Source organism: Rhodococcus sp. JS3073, from assembly GCF_026810085.1.
Taxonomy (GTDB): Bacteria; Actinomycetota; Actinomycetes; order Mycobacteriales; family Mycobacteriaceae; genus Rhodococcus_F; species Rhodococcus_F wratislaviensis.
Window position 1 is genome coordinate 3,171,914 of sequence record NZ_CP113951.1, and the last position, 23,611, is coordinate 3,195,524.

General features: G+C 68.3%; 26 protein-coding genes. 16 read left to right on the forward strand and 10 right to left on the reverse strand.

Annotation, left to right across the window (positions count from 1 at the left end; genetic code table 11):
- Nucleotides 1-2: 2 nt before the first annotated feature.
- On the forward strand, nt 3-350 hold the full coding sequence (locus OYT95_RS14240) for a hypothetical protein (RefSeq protein ID WP_037242045.1): 348 nt from the start codon (nt 3-5) through the stop codon (nt 348-350).
- Nucleotides 351-490: 140 nt separating this feature from the next.
- Nucleotides 491-868 carry a VOC family protein gene (locus tag OYT95_RS14245; protein WP_037242047.1) on the forward strand — a complete coding sequence of 126 codons (378 nt, stop codon included), beginning with the start codon at nt 491-493 and terminating at the stop codon, nt 866-868.
- A 39-nt stretch (nt 869-907) separates the two neighbouring features.
- Here the strand turns inward: OYT95_RS14245 and dmpG are convergent, their stop codons facing one another.
- From dmpG to OYT95_RS14260, 3 genes are read right to left on the reverse strand one after another with little or no spacing between them, the layout of a single operon-like run.
- On the reverse strand, nt 908-1,945 hold the full coding sequence (dmpG, locus tag OYT95_RS14250) for a 4-hydroxy-2-oxovalerate aldolase (RefSeq protein WP_112301955.1): 1,038 nt from the start codon (nt 1,943-1,945) through the stop codon (nt 908-910).
- Complete coding sequence (locus tag OYT95_RS14255) at nt 1,942-2,844, reverse strand: acetaldehyde dehydrogenase (acetylating) (RefSeq protein WP_112301956.1); 903 nt, start codon at nt 2,842-2,844, stop codon at nt 1,942-1,944. The genes dmpG and OYT95_RS14255 overlap by 4 nt, the downstream gene beginning before the upstream one ends.
- Nucleotides 2,845-2,854: 10 nt before the next feature.
- A complete protein-coding gene (locus OYT95_RS14260; protein WP_037242056.1) occupies nt 2,855-3,640 on the reverse strand; it encodes a 2-keto-4-pentenoate hydratase in 786 nt (261 codons plus the stop codon).
- 148 nt (nt 3,641-3,788) lie between these two features.
- Between OYT95_RS14260 and kstD the strand changes: the two genes are divergently transcribed.
- The 3 genes from kstD (at nt 3,789) to OYT95_RS14275 (ending at nt 7,062) form a co-directional block, all read left to right on the forward strand.
- Entirely contained in the window at nt 3,789-5,507 is a 1,719-nt protein-coding gene (gene kstD, locus OYT95_RS14265; RefSeq protein ID WP_268791768.1) for a 3-oxosteroid 1-dehydrogenase, read from the forward strand.
- Entirely contained in the window at nt 5,497-6,363 is an 867-nt protein-coding gene (locus OYT95_RS14270) for a MaoC/PaaZ C-terminal domain-containing protein (RefSeq protein ID WP_268791769.1), read from the forward strand. Before kstD ends, OYT95_RS14270 begins: the two co-directional genes overlap by 11 nt.
- Before the next feature lie 198 nt (nt 6,364-6,561).
- Entirely contained in the window at nt 6,562-7,062 is a 501-nt protein-coding gene (locus tag OYT95_RS14275) for a C40 family peptidase (RefSeq protein WP_005263843.1), read from the forward strand.
- Here OYT95_RS14275 and OYT95_RS14280 read toward each other — a convergent pair.
- The 5 genes from OYT95_RS14280 to OYT95_RS14300 are packed head-to-tail and all read right to left on the reverse strand — an operon-like array spanning nt 7,041 to nt 10,981.
- Nucleotides 7,041-7,373 (reverse strand): hypothetical protein, encoded by a 333-nt coding sequence (locus OYT95_RS14280; protein ID WP_112301958.1) that lies wholly within the window; start codon nt 7,371-7,373, stop codon nt 7,041-7,043. The two genes, OYT95_RS14275 and OYT95_RS14280, sit on opposite strands and share 22 nt — an antisense overlap.
- Nucleotides 7,370-8,593: a DUF58 domain-containing protein gene (locus OYT95_RS14285; RefSeq protein WP_112301959.1), complete on the reverse strand. Its 1,224-nt coding sequence runs from the start codon at nt 8,591-8,593 to the stop codon at nt 7,370-7,372. The genes OYT95_RS14280 and OYT95_RS14285 overlap by 4 nt, the downstream gene beginning before the upstream one ends.
- Complete coding sequence (locus tag OYT95_RS14290; protein ID WP_005263839.1) at nt 8,590-9,546, reverse strand: AAA family ATPase; 957 nt, start codon at nt 9,544-9,546, stop codon at nt 8,590-8,592. The genes OYT95_RS14285 and OYT95_RS14290 overlap by 4 nt, the downstream gene beginning before the upstream one ends.
- Nucleotides 9,543-10,025: a hypothetical protein gene (locus OYT95_RS14295; protein ID WP_112301960.1), complete on the reverse strand. Its 483-nt coding sequence runs from the start codon at nt 10,023-10,025 to the stop codon at nt 9,543-9,545. The genes OYT95_RS14290 and OYT95_RS14295 overlap by 4 nt, the downstream gene beginning before the upstream one ends.
- On the reverse strand, nt 10,007-10,981 hold the full coding sequence (locus tag OYT95_RS14300) for a DUF4129 domain-containing protein (protein ID WP_112301961.1): 975 nt from the start codon (nt 10,979-10,981) through the stop codon (nt 10,007-10,009). Before OYT95_RS14300 ends, OYT95_RS14295 begins: the two co-directional genes overlap by 19 nt.
- A 115-nt stretch (nt 10,982-11,096) precedes the next feature.
- Between OYT95_RS14300 and OYT95_RS14305 the strand changes: the two genes are divergently transcribed.
- A complete protein-coding gene (locus OYT95_RS14305; RefSeq protein WP_268791770.1) occupies nt 11,097-12,413 on the forward strand; it encodes a TrpB-like pyridoxal phosphate-dependent enzyme in 1,317 nt (438 codons plus the stop codon).
- 43 nt (nt 12,414-12,456) lie between these two features.
- On the opposite strand, the gene zapE is transcribed toward OYT95_RS14305, so the two are convergent.
- Entirely contained in the window at nt 12,457-13,392 is a 936-nt protein-coding gene (zapE, locus tag OYT95_RS14310) for a cell division protein ZapE (protein WP_268791771.1), read from the reverse strand.
- Between the two features lie 60 nt (nt 13,393-13,452).
- Between zapE and OYT95_RS14315 the strand changes: the two genes are divergently transcribed.
- The 7 genes from OYT95_RS14315 (at nt 13,453) to OYT95_RS14345 (ending at nt 19,681) form a co-directional block, all read left to right on the forward strand.
- Nucleotides 13,453-14,031 carry a TetR/AcrR family transcriptional regulator gene (locus OYT95_RS14315; RefSeq protein WP_112301962.1) on the forward strand — a complete coding sequence of 193 codons (579 nt, stop codon included), beginning with the start codon at nt 13,453-13,455 and terminating at the stop codon, nt 14,029-14,031.
- Nucleotides 14,032-14,092: 61 nt separating this feature from the next.
- Nucleotides 14,093-15,340 (forward strand): DUF6986 family protein, encoded by a 1,248-nt coding sequence (locus OYT95_RS14320; RefSeq protein ID WP_268791772.1) that lies wholly within the window; start codon nt 14,093-14,095, stop codon nt 15,338-15,340.
- Between the two features lie 87 nt (nt 15,341-15,427).
- Complete coding sequence (locus OYT95_RS14325) at nt 15,428-15,571, forward strand: hypothetical protein (protein WP_174233890.1); 144 nt, start codon at nt 15,428-15,430, stop codon at nt 15,569-15,571.
- Nucleotides 15,568-16,500, forward strand: coding sequence for an allantoinase PuuE (gene puuE / locus OYT95_RS14330; protein WP_268791773.1), 933 nt, complete (start codon nt 15,568-15,570; stop codon nt 16,498-16,500). The genes OYT95_RS14325 and puuE overlap by 4 nt, the downstream gene beginning before the upstream one ends.
- A 10-nt stretch (nt 16,501-16,510) precedes the next feature.
- Nucleotides 16,511-17,224: a GntR family transcriptional regulator gene (locus OYT95_RS14335; protein ID WP_268791774.1), complete on the forward strand. Its 714-nt coding sequence runs from the start codon at nt 16,511-16,513 to the stop codon at nt 17,222-17,224.
- A gap of 179 nt (nt 17,225-17,403) precedes the next feature.
- A complete protein-coding gene (locus tag OYT95_RS14340; protein ID WP_268791775.1) occupies nt 17,404-18,942 on the forward strand; it encodes an NCS1 family nucleobase:cation symporter-1 in 1,539 nt (512 codons plus the stop codon).
- Between the two features lie 10 nt (nt 18,943-18,952).
- Nucleotides 18,953-19,681, forward strand: a complete 729-nt coding sequence (locus OYT95_RS14345) for an aspartate/glutamate racemase family protein (protein ID WP_128642229.1) — start codon at nt 18,953-18,955, stop codon at nt 19,679-19,681.
- A gap of 3 nt (nt 19,682-19,684) precedes the next feature.
- Here OYT95_RS14345 and OYT95_RS14350 read toward each other — a convergent pair whose 3' ends face one another.
- A complete protein-coding gene (locus OYT95_RS14350) occupies nt 19,685-20,248 on the reverse strand; it encodes a helix-turn-helix domain-containing protein (RefSeq protein ID WP_268791776.1) in 564 nt (187 codons plus the stop codon).
- Nucleotides 20,249-20,389: 141 nt separating this feature from the next.
- Between OYT95_RS14350 and OYT95_RS14355 the strand changes: the two genes are divergently transcribed.
- From OYT95_RS14355 to OYT95_RS14365, 3 genes are read left to right on the forward strand one after another with little or no spacing between them, the layout of a single operon-like run.
- A complete protein-coding gene (locus tag OYT95_RS14355) occupies nt 20,390-21,772 on the forward strand; it encodes a uracil-xanthine permease family protein (protein ID WP_268791777.1) in 1,383 nt (460 codons plus the stop codon).
- A complete protein-coding gene (locus tag OYT95_RS14360; protein WP_268791778.1) occupies nt 21,753-22,817 on the forward strand; it encodes an isopenicillin N synthase family dioxygenase in 1,065 nt (354 codons plus the stop codon). Before OYT95_RS14355 ends, OYT95_RS14360 begins: the two co-directional genes overlap by 20 nt.
- Nucleotides 22,814-23,581 carry an alpha/beta fold hydrolase gene (locus OYT95_RS14365; RefSeq protein ID WP_268791779.1) on the forward strand — a complete coding sequence of 256 codons (768 nt, stop codon included), beginning with the start codon at nt 22,814-22,816 and terminating at the stop codon, nt 23,579-23,581. The genes OYT95_RS14360 and OYT95_RS14365 overlap by 4 nt, the downstream gene beginning before the upstream one ends.
- Nucleotides 23,582-23,611: the final 30 nt, after the last annotated feature.

Sequence of the window (23,611 nt, forward strand, 5' to 3'; positions counted from 1 at the left end):
TCATGAGCGCCTCGATCGAATGGGCCAAAGCTCCCGACTTCGCCGGGCAGCCTGCTCGGCTCGAGGCCATTCATGCGCAAACGTTGGCCGACAAGGCCAACTACCTCGACGACGGCATGAACGAAGTCGAGTGCCGTACGTGCGGAACCTGTGTGCTGGTGCGCAAGAACAGCCTCAAGCACACGAGCGTCCAGTGGACGGACGACCCTGCGAAGACGTGCCCGACATTCCGGGACGCCGTCGGCGAGGGACAGTCCACCGCGCTCCGCGAGGGGTGCCCGCGACTGTGGGACAGCATCAACCACGCGGTGATGGAGGGGTTCATCGACGTGCGAGATCGCGTCGAATAGTCGTCGGTACCGCTGCGGCGGTTGCGTCGCCCAATGTGACATTCGTGCAGTCGGGCTACACGAATGTCACATTGGGCGCACGTGTTTTAGGCTGGACATGCCGTCGGATTCGGCGGTTCCAGCCGAACCGGAGGCGTGCCATGACAGGCCGAATCGTGCACTTCGAGATCCCCTTCGACGACGGTGACCGCGCACGAGCGTTCTATCGGGACGCCTTCGGGTGGGCCATCGCCGAGATCCCCGACATGGACTACAGCATGGTCACCACCGGACCCGTCGGCGAGAGCGGCATGCCCGACGAACCCGGGTACATCAACGGCGGCATGATGCAGCGCGGGGAGGTGACCTCTCCCGCGGTCACCGTCGACGTCGAGAGCATCGAATCCGCCCTCGAAAGGATCGAATCCCTCGGCGGCAAGACCGTCACCGGCAGGACCCCCGTCGGGAACATGGGATTCGCCGCATACTTCACCGACTCGGAGGGCAACGTCGTCGGGCTGTGGGAGACCGCCCGCTGACCTGTGAGTACTTATTAACCGCGGGCGGTTAATAAGTACTCACAGGCGCTCGCGTTGCAGTTCGAGGGCAATGTCGATGAGCTGGTCTTCCTGGCCGCCGACGAGCTTGCGCTTGCCGGCGCGGACGAGGAGTTCGGCCGACGAGACGCCGTACCGTTCGGCCTGACGTTCGGCGTGCTTGAGGAAGCTCGAGTAGACGCCGGCGTATCCCATCATCAGCGCCTGACGGTCGAGGAGGCATTCGGCGGGCATCGCCGGACGTACGACGTCCTCGGCGGCGTCGGCGATCGCGAAGAAGTCGATGCCCGTCTTGACGCCGATCTTGTCGCACACGCCGACGAACGCCTCGACCGGCGCGTTTCCGGCACCGGCGCCGAATCGTCTTGTGCTGCCGTCGATCTGCTTGGCACCCGCCCGGACCGCGGCGATCGAGTTCGCCACACCGAGTCCGAGGTTCTCGTGACCGTGGAAACCCACCTGGGCGTCCGAGCCGAGTTCCTGCACCAGCGCCTCGACGCGGTCGGACACCTGCTCGAGCACGAGCGCGCCTGCGGAGTCGACGACGTACACGCACTGGCAGCCGGCGTCGGCCATGATGCGGGCCTGCTTGGCGAGCTTCTCCGGTGCGATCGAGTGCGCCATCATCAGGAAGCCGACGGTCTCGAGTCCGCGGTCGCGGGCCAGCCCGAAGTGCTGGATGGACACGTCCGCCTCGGTGCAGTGCGTCGCGATGCGGCAGATCGAGGCGCCGTTGTCCTGGGCGACGATGATGTCGTCCTTGATGCCCAACCCGGGCAGCATCAGGAAGGCGATCTTCGCGTTCTTCGCCGTGTCGACGGCGATCGAGATGAGTTCCTGCTCCGGCACCTTGGAGAACCCGTAGTTGAACGAGGACCCACCGAGTCCGTCGCCGTGTGTCACCTCGATGACCGGGACCCCGGCGTTGTCGAGCGCACCGACGATGGCCCGGACCTCCTCACCGGTGAACTGGTGCCGCTTGTGGTGCGAACCGTCCCGCAGCGAGGTATCGGTGACGCGGATGTCCCAGCTGGCGTCGAAATGGACCATAGTGCTCATGCCTCCACACTCAGGAGCTTCTGGGCGATCTCTTCGCCCACCTTGGTTGCCGCTGCGGTCATGATGTCGAGGTTGCCCGCGTACGGCGGCAGGAAGTCGCCTGCGCCCTCGACCTCGACGAACGTCGTGACCGTCGCCTGCCCGCCCGACACGACGCTCGGGTCGTCGAACTGCGGTTCGTTGAGCAGCCGGTAGCCGGGGACGTACTGCTGGATGTCCGCGACGACGCGGTGGATGGAATCGGTGATGGCGTCGCGGTCGGCGTCCTCGGGGATCGCGCAGAAGATCGTGTCGCGCATGATCATCGGCGGGTCGGCCGGGTTGAGGATGATGATGGCCTTGCCGCGCTGCGCTCCGCCGATGGTCTCGATGCCGCGGCTGGTGGTCTTGGTGAACTCGTCGATGTTCGCGCGGGTGCCCGGGCCTGCGGAGACGGACGCCACCGACGCGACGATCTCCGCATACGGCACGTCGACGACGCGGGAGACCGCGTACACGATCGGGATCGTGGCCTGCCCTCCGCACGTGATCATGTTGACGTTGGGGGCGCCGAGGTGTTCACGCAGGTTCGCCGGCGGGACCACGGCCGGTCCGACGGCGGCGGGTGTCAGGTCGACGGCGCGGATGCCCGCGGCCTCGTAGCGCGGTGCGGCCTCCCGGTGCACGTACGCGGATGTGGCCTCGAAGACGAGATCGGGTTTCTCCGGCTGGTTCAGCAACCAGTCGACACCCTCGGCCGACGTCTCCAGTCCCATCTTGCGGGCCCGTGCCAGGCCTTCGCTCTCGGGGTCGATCCCGATCATCCAGCGGGGTTCGAGCCACTCGGATCGCTGCAGTTTGTAGAGCAGGTCGGTGCTGATGTTGCCCGAACCGACGATCGCCACACTTGCCTTGGTCATGAACAAACTCCTACTTGAACTGCAGGGATACGGTTCCGAGCCCACTGAACTCGGCGCGGAAATGATCGCCCGGGTGAGCGTCGATGGCGCGGGTGCACGAGCCGGGCAGCACGATGTCGCCGGCCTTCAACCGGACGCCGAAGCTCTCGACCTTCTGCGCGAGCCAGGCGACGGCCGTCACCGGGTTGCCGAGCACCGCGTCGCTGCGTCCCTCGGCTTTGGTCTCACCGTTGCTCGTCAGGACGGCGTCGATGGTTTTGATGTCGATGTCCGCGGGCCGCACCCGGTTCTTGCCGAGCACGAAACCGGCGGACGACGCGTTGTCGGCGATGGTGTCCGGCAGTGTGATCTTCCAATCGGTGATCCGGCTGTCGATCAGCTCGATGGACGGTGCGAACGCCACGGTGGCGTCCAGGACGTCCTGCTCGGTGCAGCCTGCGCCGGGGAGGTCGGCGCCCAGCACGAACGCGACCTCGACCTCCACGCGCGGGAAGCAGAACCGCGCCGTGTCGACGGGCTGGTCCTCGAAGACCTCCATGTCGGCGAGCAGGTGGCCGTAGTCGGGTTCGTCGACGCCCATCATCTGCTGCATGGCGAGGGACGACAGGCCGACCTTGTGCCCGACGACCTTCGCTCCGTCCTGCAGCCGGCGGCGGATGTTGATCAGCTGGATCTCGTAGGCGTCGACGACGTCGATGTCGGGATGGTCCGCGGTCAGGGGGCCGATGGGAGCGCGGCCCCGTTCCGCGGCGTCGAGCTGATTCGCCAACTCGGTGCGTAGTTGCGTCGAGAGCATGGTTAGAGGACCTTCCCTGAAGTTCGTTTGCGTGCGCACGCCCACCGGTTTCCACTGCAACGTGTTTCGTTCTTGTTTGTTGGCGTCAGTAATACTTCCTGGCAGAAAGGATGGACTGACAACCCCATCATTCTATAACGTGTTCTACATGAGCAAGCACGAATACGACATCGTGGTCGTCGGTAGCGGTGCCGGTGGAATGACCGCGGCCCTCACCGCGGCCCACAAGGGACTCAGCGTCGTCATCCTCGAAAAGGCGCCACACTTCGGCGGCTCCACCGCACGATCCGGCGGTGGCGTGTGGATCCCGAACAACGAGGCGCTGATCGCCGCGGGAGTCGAGGACACCACCGACGCCGCGCGGACCTACCTGCACAGCATCATCGGCGACGTGGTCCCGAAGGACCGGATCGACGCCTACATCGACCGCGGCCCCGAGATGCTGTCGTTCGTGCTGAAGAACAGCCCGCTGAAACTGCAGTGGGTGCCCGAATACTCCGACTACTACCCCGAGGCCCCCGGCGGGCGGCTCGGTGGACGGTCCGTCGAGCCGACACCGTTCGACGGCAGGAAGCTCGGCGCCGACCTCGCGAAGCTCGAACCCGATTACGTGAAGGCCCCGTCCAATTTCGTGATCACCCAGGCCGATTACCGCTGGCTGAACCTCCTGATGCGCAACCCGCGCGGCCCCCTTCGCGCAGCCCGGGTCGGTCTCCGCTTCCTCGGCGCCAAGCTCACCGGGAAGCGCCTGCTCGTCCGCGGTCAGGCGCTCGTCGCGGGACTGCAGGCCGGACTGAAGGCCGCAGGCGTCCCGATCCTGCTCGACACCCCGCTCACCGACCTCTATGTGGAGGACGGCGTGGTCAAGGGTGTGACCGCCACGGTCGACGGACAGCCGCAGGTGTTCCGGGCACGCCGCGGCGTGGTGATCGCGTCGGGCGGTTTCGAGCACAACGACGAGGCCCGCAAGAAGTACCAGCGGGCACCGATCGGCACCGAGTGGACCGTCGGCGCAAAGGCCAACACGGGCGACGGCATCTGGGCGGGCGAAAAGCTCGGTGCCGCGCTCGATCTGATGGAAGACGCCTGGTGGGGACCGTCCATCCCGCTCACCGGCGGCCCGTGGTTCGCGCTGTCCGAGCGGAGCCTGCCGGGCTGCATCATGATCAACGAATCCGGCAAGCGCTTCGTCAACGAATCCGCGCCGTACGTCGAGGCGACGCACGCGATGTACGGCGGCACGCACGGCCAGGGCGACGGACCGGGCGAGAACGTGCCGTGCTGGCTCGTCCTCGACCAGCGTTACCGCGACCGGTACGCGTTCGCCGGAGTCACCCCGCGGTCCCCGTTCCCCGGTCGCTGGCTGAAGGCCGGTGTCATCGTCAAGGCGGGCACCGTCGCCGAGCTGGCCGGGAAGATCGGCGTACCGGTCGACGCGCTCACCGAAACGGTCTCGCGTTTCAACACTTTCGCCCGCAACGGCAAGGACGAGGACTTCGGCCGTGGTGAAAGCGGGTACGACCACTACTACGGGGATCCCCGCAACAAGCCCAACCCGAGCCTCGGAGCGCTCGAGAAGGCGCCGTTCTTCGCCGTCAAGATGGTCCCGGGCGACCTCGGCACCAAGGGCGGTCTCCGCACCGACCGCAACGCCCGCGTGCTGCGGGAAGACGGCAGCACCATCGAGAACCTCTATGCGGTGGGCAATGCCAGCGGACCGGTGATGGGCCACACCTACGCCGGCCCCGGCGCGACCATCGGTCCGGCGATGACGTTCGGCTATCTCGCGGTTCTCGATATCCTCGACAAGTCCTCGCAGGCCGATTCCCCGACGTCACTTACCGGAGACACCACCAATGCCCATTGATCCGAACATCGCCATCGGAGCCGAACTGCCCGTTCAGGAGTTCTCCTGGACCAGTTCCGACGTGCAGCACTACCACCTCGCTCTCGGCGCCGGATCCCGTCCGCTCGACGAGAGGGAGTTGCGGTACCTGACCGACGGAAAGCCGCAGGTGCTCCCCACGTTCGCCACGGTGGCCGCGAATTTCCACGCGACCGAGGCCCCGCGCGTGTCGTTCCCGGGCATCGAGATCGACCTCGCCAACGTGGTCCACGGCAGCCAGGAAGTGACCGTGCACCAGCCGATTCCCCCGGAGGGCAGGGCCCGCACCACCACCCGCATCGCCGAGGTGTGGGACAAGGGCAAGGCCGCCGTCATCGTGCAGGAGTCGACGACCACCGACCTCGACGGCACTCGCCTGTGGACCGGGCGGTCGTCCATCTTCGCCCGCGGCGAAGGAGGTTTCGGCGGCGAGCGCGGACCGTCCCAGTCCGTCGAGTTGCCCGACCGGCCCGCCGACGTCGAGGTCGACACCCCCGTCCTTCCGCAGCAGGCGCTGATGTACCGGATGTGCGGCGACCGTAACCCCCTGCATTCCGACCCGAAGTTCGCCTCCGCCGCAGGGTTTCCCGCCCCGATCCTGCACGGCCTGTGCACCTACGGGATGGTGTGCAAAGCGGCCGTGGATGCGGTACTCGACTCGGACGCGTCGCAGGTCGCGGGGTTCCGAGTCCGGTTCGCGGGCGTGGTCTTCCCCGGCGAGACGCTGCACACGCGGATCTGGCGGGACGAGGGCAGGCTCCTCATCTCGGCCACGGTTTCCGAGCGTGATGATGCTCCGGCCCTGACCGACGTGGTGCTGACCCTGGCCCAGGGGTGACAGTTACCGAAATTTGACCGAATGTGCCCAGTTCGGGCGGATATTCGCGAATATCAGGCACGATGCCGCAACACTTTGTACGCTTTCCGTGACCTCATCGAGACGTGTCAACCGATGGTCGGGGCGGTTCCACGGCTCTCCACGAGCAGTAGCGAACAAAGGGGGGACCTCGTGTCCCAGCGCAGACATCTCCGTCCCGTGCGGCGCGCCGCCGTTGCCGGTGCTCTCGCGTTCTGTGCGACCGCCCTCGTCGCTCTCCCCGCGAACGCCGCACCGGTGGCGGGGAGTTCCGACAGCGGCAGCACCGGCGGCAGTTCGATGGGTTCGTCCGTACTCCCGACACCCATTCCCACCCCGACCGGGCTGGCCGCACTCGCGGCCGCGACGACCCAGACAGGCAAGCCCTATCTGTGGGGTGGGACGGGCCCGGACGCGTGGGACTGCTCGGGACTGGTGCAGTGGGCATTCCGGCAGGCGGGGGTGAATCTGCCACGCACCACGTGGGAGCAGGCCGAGGTCGGCGCACCCATTCCGCTGTGGGCGCTGGCTCCCGGCGACATCGTGGTGCTCAACCCGGACGCGTCGCACATCGGCATCTACGCCGGCTTCGGTCAGGTCTTCAATGCGTACGGGCGCGGCGTGCCCGTGGGTCTGGCGCCGCTGTCGCAGTTCCACATCTACAGCATCCGCCGGTTCTGACCCTCGGTCGTGGGCGTGCGTCTGCGGACGTACGGCCACACCGCGACGAGGAACAGCACCACCACCGCACCGGGTCCGAGCAGGGACGCCCATGCCGGTCCGTCCGGCAGTGTCGCTGCCAGACCGGCCGCGGCACCGGTGACGACCGCGCCCAGCAGTAGCGTCGGGATTCCGGGTGCGAGACCGGTATACGCGACAAGTAGCAATCCCGTCGCCGCGACACCCGCGGCCGCCGCCGCGAGCGCGGACGCGTTGCCCAGGACGAGCGCGATCAGCGCCGCCTGCACCACGACCACCCCAATCCATCTCATCGGAATGCCCCCGACGGCCGGCGGGCACGATCGGCGAGAGCCAGCGCCAGGTCCAGCGCGGAATCGTCGTCCCACGCCACCACCGGGACCCCGAGAACGCCCATGTTCCGGTACATGTTCCGCCGCTCGAGCCGCCACATCCTGCCGGTCATCGGATCGAGTTCGTACTCGAACGGCGGGCCTCGGAGCACGTCGACAGCCACCACGACGTGACCGCGTCGCCTCAACTCCAGCAGCGACAGCGCGAAATTGGTGTCCAGCATGGTGGAGAACGCGAGGACCACTGCCCTCGGCGGCAACGCGACGCGCGGGACGAGTGTGCCTTCGGCGGCGCCGGCGTCGGAGTCGAGCACGGTGTCGAGGATTCGGTAGAACTGCCTGCGCCCGATGTCGGCGCCGAGCCATCGCAGCCGGAGCCCGTGGACGACGACCCCGGCCCGGTCGCCGCGCTGCAGGGCCGTCTGCACCACTTGCGTCGCCCCGCGCACGGTCCGGTGCAGGCTCTCCGACGCCGGGCCGGGCGCCTGCGGGGTGGTGTCGAGTACGGCGACGACGTCCGCGGCGCGGTCCATGATCCGTTCGGTGACGTGGAGCCGGCCGCGCCGGGCACTCACCGGCCAGTTGACGCTCCGCAGCGGGTCTCCCGGCGCGTGCGGGCGGATGTCCCCGAACTCGACGCCCGAACCGAATCGGCGGGTGCGGTGCGCGCCGATTCGGTCCGGAAGTGTGGCGTGGGGCAACGGAGTCGGCATCGGCGGCGCCAACGGAAACACCCGCAGCTCCGTGACGGGAACCGGCAGCGACGCCGTGAGCAGGCCGCCGCCTGCACGTGCCGTGACCGTCAGTGCGGGTTCGTACCGACCCCACCGGTTCGCCGACACCACGTAGTCGCCGACGCCGACCTGCTCGACCGTGTAGCCGTCGGACGGCACCGGTGCCGCTTCGAGTTCCGCCGCACCACCGCACGCCGTCACGTCCACCGAGAGGTGCACGGACTCGGATTCGAAACACCGCAGCATGCGCGCCGACGCCTCGACCCGGACGCCGATGGCCGGACGGGGCAACCACATCACCGTGCCGAGCGCTCCCAGCATCGGGGCGGCGAACACGATCAGTTCCCACCACCGCCCCACGACACCCGCCGTCAGCGCCACGGCGGCGCAGGTCGTCAGTGCGAGGGCTGCCGGCGACGCCCGCCACGTCAGCTGGTGCTCGGTCATCGTGCCCTCGGCGCGGGGAGACGGCGCAACAGTTCCGCGAGGACGTCGTCGCTGCGGATGCGGCGCACCCACATCTCCGGGCGCAGGCTGATGCGGTGTGCGACAGCGGGAACGGCCAGGGCCTTGATGTCCTCCGGAATGACGAAGTCCCGGCCCGAGAGGAGGGCGCGTGCCCGAGCCAGCTGTACCAGGTCGAGTTCCGCGCGGGGACTGGCCCCGACCTCGACCTGCGGGTGGTGCCGGGTGGCGTTCGCGAGCGCGACGACATACCCGAGGACGTCGTGATGAACGCTGACCTGCTCGAGCGATTCGCGCATCGCCAGGAGGTCGGCCGCATCGACCACCTGCTCGACGACGACGGCGGCGGATCCCCGGTCGAGCCGTCGGCGCAGCATCTCGTGCTCGTCGGTCTCGGTGAGGTACCCCAGCCGCAGCCGGAGCGCGAACCGGTCCAGCTGCGCCTCGGGCAGCGGGTAGGTGCCCTCGTATTCGATGGGGTTGTCGGTGGCGAGCACGATGAAGGGACGCGGCAGGATCCGGGTGGTGCCGTCGACGCTGACCTGCCCCTCGGCCATCGCCTCGAGCAGTGCCGCCTGGGTCTTGGGCGGGGTGCGGTTGATCTCGTCGGCGAGGAGCAGGTTGGTGAAGATCGGGCCCGGACGAAACTCGAAGCGTCCCGACGGCATGTCGTAGATGGTGGCGCCGAGCAGGTCGGCGGGCAGCAGGTCGGGGGTGAACTGGACCCGCGTGAAGTCGAGCCCGAGCGCGGCTGCGAAAGATCGTGCCACCAGGGTCTTTCCGAGTCCGGGCAGATCCTCGATGAGCACGTGCCCGCCGGCGAGCACTGCGAGCAGGATGGATGTGAGTTCGTCGTGTTTGCCGACCACCGCCCGTTCGACCTCCGCCAGCACCGCGTGGGCGCGCGCGGTGGTGACCTCGGCGGGCATCGTCACAGCTGCTCCAGCCGTTGCAGGATCCGGTCGAGGACATTCCGGCCCGGCCCGGGTGCGGCCCGGTCGGAGCGCTGCACGCACTCGGGATCGACCCACTGCCACAAGTCGCCGAAGAACACCTCACCCGCGGCTGCGGTGTCGGCGGGGTCCAGTCCCTGCCGCTGTCCGGTGGACTGCTGGAACTCGCGCGCCAGGAGCGGACGCAGATGGTGATCCCAGTCGCCGCGCGTACCGTCCGCCCAGCTGATCAGTGATTCCGTTCGTGCCATCCAGCGGGCCGTCGCCTCGGCCCGTTCGGCTTCCAGGCCCGGCGGCTGGTCGTCGACGTCCCCGGGTGCCATGCGTCGTCGAATCTCGAAGAGCACCAGCGCGGTCACCGCTCCCGCGTACAGCACGGCCGCACTGTACCGGCCGGCGGCCACCAGCGGGACCTCCACGGCCAGCACCGCCCCGACACCGGCTACCGCGACGGCGAGCATGCGTCCCTCTCCAGGTCGTCGAGCACACGCCGGAGCAGATCCGCGGCCTCGTCGCGGTGCTGTTCGCCCATCGGATGCAGGCTGAACCGTGCCTCGGAGAACAGTCGCACCAGCGGCGCCGCCGCCTCGAAGCGCAGCGCTCCGAGTTGCACTGCACGAGCCAGCACTTCGGACGGGGTGTCCGACTCCCGCGGTTCGGCGCCCGGCGCCCCTTGCAGCGCATCCTCCATGGCGGCGTAGCTGGCGATGATGGCCTCACGCGGCGGCAGACTCGGCGCGACGACCACGGCGAGACCTTCCTCCGCTGCCCGGGCCAGCGACTGCGAGGCAGCCGGACCGTCGGGGGAACTCGCCGCGGTCCAGGCGCCGACCCGCGACCGGAGGGGGCGCCGGGCCACGGCCCCGAGGATCAGCACGGTCACCAGTACCGGACCGACAATCGCTGCCGCGGTCCACAATTCCGTCAGGTCCTCGCGGGTCTCGTCCACAATGCCGGGCGGCGGACGAGTCTCGGTGGGCACGGACTCGTCGGTTCGGTCAGCCCCGTCGTCGGCGGCCGGGCTCGCCGGCGACGGTTGACTGTCGAGTGGTTCGTCTCCACCGACGGACCCGAGGAGGAACGCCGCGGCCACGAGGAGCGAGGCGAACGCCGCCCAGCCGAGAATGTGCCGGCGCGAGACCGAGGACCCGGTGTTTCCGGTGGGCCCTGCCGGCGGCGGGTCGGGGGCGACCCGCGGCCGACCGCTGCGAAGGGCGGACGCCAGCGCCGCCGCCGCGACGACGACGGCGATCGCCGAGAGGATGACCAGCGCGCGCGTCGCACCTCCGCCCGGCTCCGACGGTGTCGCGGGGGTGTCGGGCGCGGGGGCCACCCGGACCGCAAGGGTGACCGTCACGACGGCCGCCAGCAGGGCGACCGTGTGGACGACCCTGCTGCGCACGCGACGGTCCGGCATCCTCACTCCCGAGTTGCCTCTCCATCGTGACACGCGCGGACCGGGAAAATCACCCGTTCGCGGCGGCGGACAGCGCAGCATGTTCGGGACGTATCCATCCACGAAGGAGAGTTACTTGACCACGTCCCCGGTAACCGGAGCCGACCTGGCTCGATCGCTGGAACCTCTGGGGGTTGCGGTTCCCTCGGCCGTACCCACGCACTGGTACAACCTTGCCGCCGATCTTCCGGAACCCGTTCCGCCGCACCTGCATCCCGGCACACGTGAGCCACTGGGACCGGAAGACCTGGCACCGCTGTTTCCCGCGAGCCTGATCGAACAGGAGGTCGCGACCGAGCGGTACATCGAGATCCCCGAGACGGTCCGCGAGATCTACGGCATGTGGCGACCGTCGCCGCTGGTGCGTGCGCGTCGGCTCGAGCGAGTGCTCGGCACACCCGTACGAATCTACTACAAGTACGAGGGTGTCAGCCCCGTCGGATCGCACAAGCCGAACACGGCTGTGGCACAGGCCTATTACAACGCGCTCGAGGGCACGACCAAGCTCACCACCGAGACCGGCGCGGGCCAGTGGGGCGCGTCGCTGTCGTTCGCCGGCGCCCTGCTCGGCCTCGAGGTGGAGGTCTGGCAGGTCCGCGCATCCTTCGACGCCAAGCCGTACCGCCGGCTCCAGATGGAGGCGTACGGCGGCATCTGCCATCCGTCTCCGTCCGACCTCACCGAAGCCGGTCGGGCCATCCTGGCCGAGCATCCCGACACCACCGGTTCCCTGGGCATGGCGATCAGCGAGGCCGTCGAGGTGGCCGCCAACGATCCCGGTGCGCACTACTCGCTGGGCAGCGTCCTCAACCACGTCATGCTCCACCAGACAGTGATCGGCCAGGAAGCGATGGCCCAGCTGGAGGAGGCGGGTGAGCTTGTCGCGCACACGGTGTTCGGTTGCGCCGGAGGCGGTTCCAACCTCGCGGGCCTGACGTTCCCGTTTCTGGGTCGCAATCTGCGCGAGGGCACCACCACCCATCTCGTCGCGTGTGAGCCGGCGGCCTGCCCGTCGCTGACGCAGGGCGAGTACCGCTACGACTTCGGTGACGTCGCAGGCCTGACGCCGCTGTTGAAGATGTACACCCTCGGTAACGACTTCGTTCCGCCCGCCATCCACGCGGGCGGTCTGCGGTACCACGGCATGTCGCCGATGGTCTCGCACGCCGTCGCTCTCGGACTGATGGACGCGACCGCGATCGAACAGGACGACGCACTCGCCGCGGGCCTGCTCTTCGCCCGCGCCGAGGGCATCATCCCCGCGCCGGAATCCACGCACGCCGTGGCCGCGGCCATAGAGCATGCCCGCACGGTCACCGAACCGGAGGTCGTGGTCATCGGCCTGTCCGGCAACGGCCAGCTGGACCTCCCCGCGTACAGCCGGCACGTCTGATCGATTCACCGGGGCAGACCCACGTACGGGTCTGCCCCGGTGGTCACCGGATCAGTGTCGACAGTCTGCTCACCAGGCGGTCGAAGTCGAGCGTGCCGTCGAGTCCGGCGACCACGTCGTCCCACGACGCCTCGGCGACCAGGGTCAGCGCGGTACCCCGGTCGTACAGCACGTCGACGACGTTCGCGAACCGTCGGACGGTCTCCGCGCCGGCCTCCCGCAGTCGGGGCACGCCGGTAATCGCCCAGCATCCGAACCGCTCCGACAGGTCGAGGTAGTCGGCGGGTGCCGTCGGGGTGCCGCACAGCACCGCGAACTCGAACCAGACCGTGCGGTCCCGCACGGCGGAGGCCGTCACCGTGCGCGTCCCGACGGTCAGCGCCACGCGCTCGGTCAGGTCCGGGGGCTCGCTTTCGAAAGCCCGGACGAAACGGCTCGAAGCGAACCCGGTGTCCGCGGCGGCCACGGTGCGGTAGTCGACGGGACCGGCCACCCGCACGACGGTCAGATTCTGTTCCAGCACGGCGATCGACGGCGCGAACAGGTGATGGAACAGCGGATTCGGCAACAACCCGTCCGGTGGATAGTTCGATGTCGCCACCAACGTGATCCCGCGGGTGAACAGGGCCTTCAGCAGTCGTGCGACCAGCATCGCGTCCCCGACGTCGTGCAGGTGGAACTCGTCGAAACACAGCAGCCGGACATCCCCGAGGGCCGCATCGATCGCGAGGTCGATGGACCCCAGCGTGTGCGCGTCGGCGTGGAGCCGGCGGAAGAACGAGTGGAAGTGCACGCGCCGCTTCGAGACCTCCGCCGACCTGTGGAAGCCGTCCATGAGCCACGTCTTGCCGCGTCCGACGGGTCCCCACAGGTACACGCCGCGAACTCCGGGCCTCCCCTGCTCCAGGCCCGCGGCGGTCTCGTCCAGGACGGCCGCGGCAGCGCGCTGCGCGTCGTCAAACAGAACCTCTACATCCACAGAGGAAACACTACGAATGTAGAGTCTCGTGCGACAAGCCGATGTGAGGAGGAAGACACCGTGCCCGAGCGGCGTGAGCAGATAGCCGACGCGGCGATCACGATCGTCGCGCGCGAGGGCATGCGCGCGCTGACGCATCGAGCCGTCGACCGCGCACTGGATCTCCCGGGCGGGTCCACGTCCTACTACTTCCGCACCCGGCGTGCACTGATCGAATCCGCCGTCCGCCGGCTCGCCGAACGGTCGCGGCAGGAGTTCGAGACCACGGCGGCCCCGTCGCTCGACCTCGCATCCCTCGCCGAGGGGGTGGCCCGGTCCCTGGACCGGCTGCTGCACACCCGCCACGACGACCTCGTCGCGCGGCACGCGCTGACCGTCGAACTGTCCGGTGACGCCGACCTGCACCCTCTCCTCGCGACGTGCCTGTTCTCCCGTGCCCGCGCCGCCGAACTGTTCGACGCCCTCGGCGTCGCCGAACCCGAGAACGCGGGCGCGGACTTCGTCAGCGTCGTCGAAGGCCTGGTCTTCGACCGTTTCGTGGGCGCCCGCTCACTCGACGGCATCGAGCCCGGCACCGAACGCAGCGTGCGGCAACTGGCCCGCGCCGTCGAGTCGTATCTGCGCGGTGTGACGGCCTGAACGAATGTCATCCGGCGCGGTGTGGACGACGGGAATCCCGCGTTTCTGCCAAGATCGTGGCGTGAACCCCCAGTACCTCAGCCGTCTCCCCGACAGCGGTTTCGACCGCGTCGACGCACTCCTCGACCCCGTCGACACCGACCTCGCGGACGCCTTTCCGGGTGATCGACAGCAACCGCAGCCCATCCACACCGTCTACGTGAGTGCGGCGGACGCCGGACCGGACACCCCGAGGGTGTGGGGTGAGCAGGCAGTCGAACTGCTGGACAGGCACACGAATGCGCTGTCCGAAATCGGAACGACCGGTGCGCTTCCCGATGTCCGCGCGATGCTCGAACACCGTCCGATCATGGATCTGCGGATCGATTTCGAGGACGGCTACGGCTGGCGGAGCGACGACGTCGAGGACGCGGCCGCACTGGAGGCGGGACGCACGCTGCGACTGCTCTCGTCCGACCCGTCCGGCCCGCGGTCGCTGGGCATCCGGGCGAAGGGCCTGGCCCCGCACGAGCGCCGCCGCGGGATCCGGACCCTCGAACTCGTCCTCGAAGGCGCGGGTGGGGTTCCCGACGGCTTCGTGTTCACGGTGCCGAAACTGCGTGCGGCCCAGCAGGTCACCGCCGTCGTCGCGTTGTGCGAGGAACTCGAGCGTGCGTACGGGCTCCCCGACAGGTCGCTGCTCTTCGAGTTGCAGATCGAGAGCCCGCAGGCCGTGCTCGGACCGGACGGCACCGTGACCGTCGCGAAGGCCATCCACCTCGCGGACGGGCGCTGCACCGGACTGCACTACGGCACTTACGACTACAGCGCGGCCTGCGGAATCGCGTCCCGGTTCCAGTCGCTCGAGCATCCGGTGGCCGATCACGCCAAGTCCGTGATGCTGGTGGCGGCGGCCCAGACCGGGGTGTGGGTGTGCGACGGATCCACCCAGGTCGTCCCGCAGGGCAGCGACGAGGAAGTCCACGCCGCGCTCGCCCGGCACTACCGGCTCGTCACCCGTTCGCTCGAACGCGGGTACTACCAGGGATGGGACATGCATCCCGGGCACTTGATCACCCGCTGGCTCGCGACGTTCGACTTCTACCGCGGTGCGCTGCCCGCCGCGGCCACCCGTGTCCAGGCCTACCTCGACCGCCAGGGCGGCGGGGTGATGGACGAACCGGCGACCGCGCAGGCGCTCGCGACGGTGATCCTGCGGGGGCTGGCGTGCGGCGCGTTCGACGAGGACGCGGTCCGCACGCAGGCCCCCGGATGCACGGTGGACACCTTGCGTGACCTCCTCACCCGGGCGGTGGTTCCGGGCAGCTGAGCACCTCGGCGCGCACGAGGGCCGCCCGCACCACCCACTCCGACGCCCTACACTTGCCCCACGCCCGATCAGGAGGTAGCCGCACCCGTGACCCCGAACACCTTGACCGCGCCCAGCTTCCACAGTCCGCCGCCCGGCGAGGCGAGCGTCCGCGAACGGGACGGCGGCACGGCGCGGTTGCGCCTGTGGGGTTCCCTGACCGCGGCCGGTCGGGCAGGCTTGGAATCATGACCCACGCTTTCGACTCCAGCTACCCCCGTGACCTGGTCGGATACGGGCAGCACCCGCCCGATCCGCAGTGGCCGGGCGGCGCGAAGATCGCCGTCCAGTTCGTCCTCAACTACGAGGAGGGCGCCGAGAACAACGTGCTCCACGGCGACGAGGCATCGGAGACGTTCCTGTCCGAGATGGTCGGGGCCCAGCCGTTTCCGAACCGGCACATGAGCATGGAATCGATCTACGAATACGGATCCCGCGCCGGATTGTGGCGCGTGCTCCGGGCATTCGAGCGACGCGGGCTGCCGCTCACGATCTTCGCGGTGGCCAAGGCGATGCAGCGGAACCCCGAGGCCGTCAGCGCCTTTCGCGAACTCGGTCACGAGATCGCCTGCCACGGCCTGTGGTGGAAGTCGTACCAGCTCTCCGACGAGGACGCCGAGCGCAAGGACCTGGCCGAGGCGGTGGAGATCCTGCGCGACCTCACCGGTGAGGCACCGCTGGGCTGGTACACCGGCCGCGATTCCCCGCTCACCCGGCAGCTGGTCGTCGAGCACGGCGGTTTCGAATACGACTCCGATTCGTACGCCGACGACCTGCCCTACTGGGTGAAGGTCGATGCCCCCGGGAAGGGTCTCGTCGACCATCTGGTGGTGCCGTACACCCTCGACACCAACGACATGCGGTTCGCGTCGCCCGGTGGTTTCCCGAGCGGCGAGCAGTTCTTCGCGCACCTGCGGGACGCGTTCGACGTCCTGTACGCGGAGGGAACGGCCGGGGCGCCGAAGATGCTGTCCGTGGGTCTGCACTGCCGCATCGTCGGCAGACCCGCCCGCACCGCGGCGCTGGAGCGTTTCCTCGATCACGTGCAGTCCCACGACGACGTCTGGGTTGCCCGGCGCATCGAGATCGCCCGCCACTGGCGCGACTTCCACCCCGCCTGAGGACGGTCCGATGCCCCCGCGACGACCGTCGATGCTGGTCACGAATCTGGCCAACCGGGATCCCGGCAGCTCTCAGACCGTGATCCTGGAGGAGCTGCGCCGGGTGATCCTCAGCGGCGGCGCCCCGCCGGGGACCCCGATCCCGGTGGACGACGTGGCCGAGCATTTCGGCGTCAGCCGTATCCCGATCCGGGAGTCGCTGAAGACGCTGATCGGCGAAGGTCTCGTCGACCACCGGGCCAACGCCGGGTACACGGTCGCCCGGCTGACCGTCGACGAACTCGAGGAGCTCTACCTGGTGCGGGGTGTTCTCGAGTCGGCGGCGCACTCCGTGGCGATCACCCTCGCCGACGAGGCCGACGACGCCCGGGCCAGGGAGGCCTACGAAGCACTCGACCGCTCGGTGCTCGAGGACGACCTGACCGCGTACCACCGGGAGAGCCGCAACTTTCACCTGGCCCTGGCATCGCCGTGCCGGATGCAGCGACTGCTGCACATGTTCGAGTCGGCGTGGAACATCACCGAGCCAGTGCAGCCGATGTCGCAGGTGGGGACGCCGGCGCGGCTGCAGCTTCACCTCGGGCACCGGGACATGCTGGCGGCGTTCCTCGCCCGCGACGGCGCGGCGTTGAAGGCGGCCACCGACCGGCACAACGAACAACTCGACACGGTGATCGCCGCCCTGCCGACGGATACCGGAATTTTCCGGAACACGCCCGGGTAGACCGCCCGGCAAGATATATTCTCAGCCCGGACCGTGCACCGGTGAGAATATATCTTCGCCGTCACAGCCAGGAAATATCCGAAAACTACTTTTGCTCCCAGCACTTCGGTGGTGTGCTTTTCACCGAGGCACCCTTACGTCGACGCAGTCGTGTCCGTACTGCACCAGGGAGCGAAACGATGACTCAGACAGCGCCCTCCAACGAGGGGGAAACCGTCCCCGGTGCACACCTGGCCGGCGCCGGGCTGATCAAGCCCGGCTATCACCCGAGACTCACCAACGACGATCTCGCGCCGCTGAAGACGCAGTCGTGGTCTTCGTACAACATCTTCGCGTTCTGGATGTCCGACGTGCACAGCGTCGGCGGCTACGTCACCGCGGGCAGCCTGTTCGCGCTCGGGCTGACCAGCTGGCAGGTCCTCGTCGCCCTGGTGGTCGGTATCGCGATCGTCAACGTGTTCGCGAACCTGGTGGCCAAGCCCAGCCAGGTCACCGGCGTCCCTTACCCGGTCATGTGCCGCAGCGCCTTCGGCGTTCTCGGTGCCAACGTCCCGGCCATCATCCGCGGCCTCATCGCGGTGGCCTGGTACGGAATCCAGACGTACCTGGCGTCGCACGCGTTCGTGATCCTCGGCCTGAAGATCTGGCCGGGCCTGGCGCCCTGGGCGGACGTGCACGAGCACGGATTCCTCGGACTGTCGGCCCTCGGCTGGGCCGGGTTCATGACGATGTGGGTGCTGCAGGCGCTGGTTTTCTGGCGCGGCATGGAGAGCATCCGCAAATTCATCGACTTCTGCGGCCCCGCGGTCTACGTGGTGATGCTGATGCTCGCGATCTACCTGATCAGCGAGGCCGGTTGGTCGAACATCAGCCTGAACCTCGGCGAGGTGAACTACACGGGCTGGTCCGCGGTGCCCGTGGTGCTGGGCGCGATCGCCCTTGTCGTGTCGTACTTCTCGGGCCCGATGCTCAACTTCGGCGACTTCTCCCGATACGGAAAGACGTTCGGCGCGGTCAAGCGCGGCAACTTCCTCGGCCTCCCGGTGAACTTCCTGTTCTTCTCGATCCTCACCGTCGTCACCGCCTCCGCGACCCTTCCCGTGTACGGCCGCCTGATCACCGATCCCGTCGAGACCGTCGCGCAGATGGACAACCTGTTCGCCGTCGTCCTCGGCCTCCTCACCTTCATCGTCGCCACCATCGGTATCAACATCGTCGCCAACTTCGTCTCCCCGGCATTCGACTTCTCGCACGTCAGTCCGCAGCGCATCAGCTGGCGTACGGGCGGAATGATTGCCGCCGTCGGATCCGTCCTGATCACACCGTGGAACCTGTACAACAATCCCGAGGTGATCCATTACACGCTCGAGACGCTGGGGGCGTTCATCGGACCGCTGTTCGGAATCCTCATCGCGGACTACTACCTGGTGCGCAGGCAGCGAGTGATCCTGGACGACATGTTCACCATGTCCGAGGGCGGAACATACTGGTACAAGAAGGGTTACAACCCCGCTGCGATCATCTCCACCGTCGTCGGAGCCCTGGTCGCGATGATTCCCGTGATCCTCAAGGCCCAGCCGTTCGGACTCGACGTGTGGGGCATGGCGGGTGCGGCCCAGTACTCGTGGTTCCTCGGGATGGGTGTCGGATTCGTCTGCTACCTCGGGTTGTCCACCGGTGCCCGTCGCGCGCATCGCACAGCCCCGATCGAAACATAGGTCGACGAACGTGCACATCAAGATCGTCAATCCCAACACCACCCAGTCGATGACCGACAAGATCGGCGACTGTGCGCGCTCCGTCGCGGGTCCGGGGACGCTCGTCGAGGCGGTGAGCCCGCAGATGGGTCCCGCGTCGATCGAGAGCCATTACGACGAAGCACTCAGTGTCCCCGGGCTTCTCGAGGAGATCGCGCGCGGCGAGGAGGCCGGGGTGGACGGCTACGTCATCGCCTGCTTCGGCGACCCGGGCCTCGACGCTGCCCGCGAACTGGCCTCCGGACCCGTCCTCGGGATCGCCGAGGCAGCCATGCACGCCGCGAGCTTCCTCGGCCGCGGGTTCAGCGTCGTCACGACGCTGGGACGCACCCGGGGCCGGGCCTGGGAACTGGCCGAACGGTATGGCATGCAACGGTTCTGCCTCGGTGTGCATGCGTGCGAGATCGCCGTCCTCGACCTCGACCGCGACCCGGACGCGGTGAAGGTGATCATCGAGGCCTGCCGCGTCGCCCTCGACCGGGACGGCTCGGACGCGATCGTGCTGGGGTGCGCGGGCATGGCGGACCTGTGCGCCGTCATCTCGGCGGAACTCGGGGTGCCGGTCGTCGACGGCGTGGCGGCGGCCACCCTCATGGTCCAGTCCCTCGTGACGCTGGGATTGCGGACCGGCGCGCGCGGAGAATTCGCGACTCCCCTGCCCAAGAAGTACACCGGGCTGCTCGAGGGTTTCGGCCGCTGACGGTCAGAAGGACGGCGGGGTGCTCGTGATGAGGAACCGTGCCGGTTCCGCGGCATCGTTGAACCACCGGTGCGGCACGGTGGCCGGGTAGTACAGCGTGTCTCCCCGGTCGAGCACGTAACTCTCCTCGACGCCGACCTCCACTCGGATGCTGCCGTCGATGACGTAGATGAACTCCTCGCCGGCATGTTCGGTGTGCTCGCCGGCCTGCGAACCCGGTTGCGCGGTCACCTCGTTCGGTTCCATCGCGCGCACGCCCGTGGAGCAGAAGCGGAGCACGGCGCCGTCCGACAGCGCGAAGCGCCTGCCCTCCCGGCTGCGCACGAGGCTGGTGGGCGTGCGTGCGCCCTGTTCGAGCAGGGCGTGCGCCGTGGTTCCCAGCACCTGCGCGACCCGGTGCAGATTCATGACGCTCGGCATCGAGTGCCCGTTCTCGGCCTGACTCAGGAACGGCTGCGACAGTCCCGTTTTGGCCGCCACGTCGCGCAGGGTCAGTCCCGCGTCACGCCGGGCCGACCTGATCGCGGTGCCGATGGCAACGGCCAGTAGGCGTTGATCCTCGTCCATGAGGCGAACGCTAGCACCGTGTTTCGCGGAAACTGCGACTGATAACACGGACGAAACGAAATTGACCCTGCTTAGTAAAGATTGACGTGCTCAATAGAACGTGAACTCGAACGCTCCCTTCACTCGGACGGAGATCGACCCATGTCCTTCCACGCAGTCGACCAGCGCCTGCCTTTGGTGCGGCAAGCGGCCTTCGGTCTGCAGCACGTGCTCATCATGTACACCGGCTGCATCACCGTCCCGTTGGTCTTCGGTGCCGCAGTAGGACTCGACAAGTCCACCGTCGCGTTGCTGATCAGCGCCGACCTTCTGATCGCCGGCATCATCACGATCATCCAGAGCCTCGGGGTGGGGAAGCTGGCCGGCGCACGGCTGCCGATCGTCTGCGGCGCCACGTTCGCCGGGCTGACTCCGATGATCCTCATCGCCAAGGAATACGGGCTGCAGGCGGTGTACGGTTCGATGCTCGCAGGCGGCCTGGTCGGACTCGCCCTCGCCGTGCCGTTCGCGCGGCTGATCCGGTTCTTCCCACCGCTGGTCACCGGGGTCGTCCTCACCGTCGTCGGCATCTCCCTGATCGGCGTCGCCGCCGGCCTCATCGTCGGAAACGATCCGACGGCAGACGGTTTCGCGGATCCCGGCAACATCATGCTCGCCGGTGTGGTCGTGCTGGTCGCGATCGCCTTCCTCTGCCTCGGCCGCGGGATCTGGACCCAACTCGGCGTGCTCCTCGCCCTCGTGATCGGCACGCTCGTCGCGATTCCGATGGGCCTGATCGACCTGGGCGGCGTGTCCGGCAGCCCCTGGTTCGGCATCACCGCTCCGTTCCACTTCGGGGCGCCGGAGTTCCCGGTCACGGCGGTGGTGGCGATGAGCATCGTGATGGCCGTGGTGTTCGCGGAGTCGACGGCGAGCATGCTGGCGCTCGGCGAGATCACCGGGAAGCCCCTCACCAAGGGCGACGTGGCCCGCGGCCTCGTCGGCGATGCGCTGTCCGGCGTACTCGGCGGCATCTTCAACGCGTTCGTCGACACGATCTTCACGCAGAACGTCGGAGCCGTCGCCACCACCCGCGTCCACAGCCGCTACGTGACGGCCACCAGCGGTGCGATCCTGATCGTCCTCGGACTGATCCCGAAGATGGGCACCGTCGTCGCCGCCCTGCCCGCGCCGGTCGTCGGCGGTGTCGGCATCATCCTGTTCTCGACGGTCGCGGTAGTGGGGATGAACACGCTCCGCAAGGTGGATCTCAGCGACCGGATCAACACCACCATCGTCGCGGTGTCGGTGGGCATCGGCCTGCTCCCCGAGTTCGCCGAGGGCATGTTCGAGCACTTCGACTCGTCCGCCCAGATCCTGCTCGGCAGCGGCATCACCCTCGCCGCCATCTCTGCGTTCTCCCTGAACCTGCTGTTCAACCACACCCGGATCGGCGCTGCCGCCCGCGCCGCCTCCGCACCCGTCATCGCAACCGAACCCATTCCCCCGACCTCCGAGGAGCCGCATGTTGCCGCCCGTGCCTGAGCCGTTCGACGTCCCCGTCATCGACATCTCCCCGTACGTGACCGGTGGGTCCGACACGGAACGCGCCCGGGTGGCGCGCGAAATCGACTCGGCGTGCGCCACCGTCGGATTCATCCAGATCCTCGGTCACGGCATCCCCGAACCGGTGATCGAGGGACTCGCCGGCGCCGTCGACGACTTCTTCGCGCTGCCCCTGGAGACGAAGAAGAGGTATCGCGTGGAGGGCGCCAACCGCGGGTACAGCCCGCCGAAGAGCGAGTCGCTCAGCCTCAGCCTGGGCGTCGAATCGGCCACCCGGATGAACGACTTCTTCGAGGCCTACAACGTCGGAACGGAGGCCCGGTCGTTCCCGGACCTGGACCTGTCCGAGGACGACTACGGGCTGAACGTGTGGCCCGAGGTGCCCTCCTTCACGGACGCCGTGCAGGCCTACTACGCGCACGGCGAGCGCGTCGCCCGCACCCTGACACGGATCTTCGCCGACGCCCTCGGGCTCGATCCGGGCTTCTTCACCGCCCTGACCGACCATTCCATCGACGTCCTCCGCATGAACAACTACGCGCTGCCGGAGGGCAGCGTCACCCTCGACGGCGAGCTGACCGGCATGGGTGAGCACACCGACTTCGGACTGGTCACCGTGCTGTGGGCCGATCGTGTGGCCGGCCTGCAGGTCCTCGGGCGCGACGAGCGCTGGCACGATGTGAGCCCCGCGGCGGGCGCACTCCTCGTCAACCTGGGCGATCTCACCGCCCGGCTCACGAACGACCGGTGGATGTCGACGCTGCACCGGGTGACTCCGCCCGTCGTCGACGGAACGATCAAGCGCCGGCGATCGGCGGCGTTCTTCCACGACGGCAACGTCGACGCGGTGATCGCGACCCTGCCGGGACTGTGCGAACACTCCGACGACGGATACGCACCGGTGACTGTCCGTGAGCACATCAAGGCGAAACTGGCGGGTTCGCGTCACGGCAAGAAGAACACAGCCGCGGGTCGGGAGGCCGAGCGGGTCCTCGCCGCGGCGGACCGGGCGACCGCTCGGTGACCCGTGGGCACGTCGTATTGATCCACGGCGCCTGGGCGGGAAACTGGGTGTGGGACACACTTCTGGAGCCGTTGCGCAACAGCGGGTACGAGCCGCACCCGCTGGACCTTCCCGGCGTGGGAACCTGGCCCGACGGTGCGCGAACCGATCTGGACGCCGTGGCGGATGTCGTCGTGGCGCACATCGTTTCGCTGGACGGGCCCGTGTTCGTGGTCGGACACTCCGGAGGCGGCATCGTGGCCACCCAGGTGGCCGAGCGCATTCCGCAGCGGATCTCAGGTGTGGCGTACGTCGCCGGAATGATGCTGCCCTCGGGAATCAGCTTCGGCGACCTCTGCGCAGACCTGCGACTACCGGAACCGGTCGGGATCTCGGCCTGGCTGCAGTCGACCCCCGACGGATCGGGGACCATTGTGCCTCCGGAAGCCGCGGCCGCCGTGTTCTTTCACGAATCGTCGGCTGGTGATGCGATCGCTGCCGCGCGAAAGCTGCTGCCGCAACTCGAGACTGCGCGTCTCATGGCCCCGGCGTGGACGCCGGAGCGGTTCGGCTCCATCCCCCGCCTGTACGTGGAGGCGACGCTCGACCGTTCGGTGCCGCTCGTGACGCAGCGTGCGATGCAGGACCGGGTGCCGGGCGCGCGGGTGGTGACGTTGGACAGCGATCACGCCCCGCAACTGTCGGCGCGCGAGGCCCTGGTCGCGGCACTCGTCGATTTCTGCGCCGTCGTCGGCCCGAGACCTGTTTCTGCACAGGAAATCTGATGGAAACACGATCCCGCTATATTTCGGAAC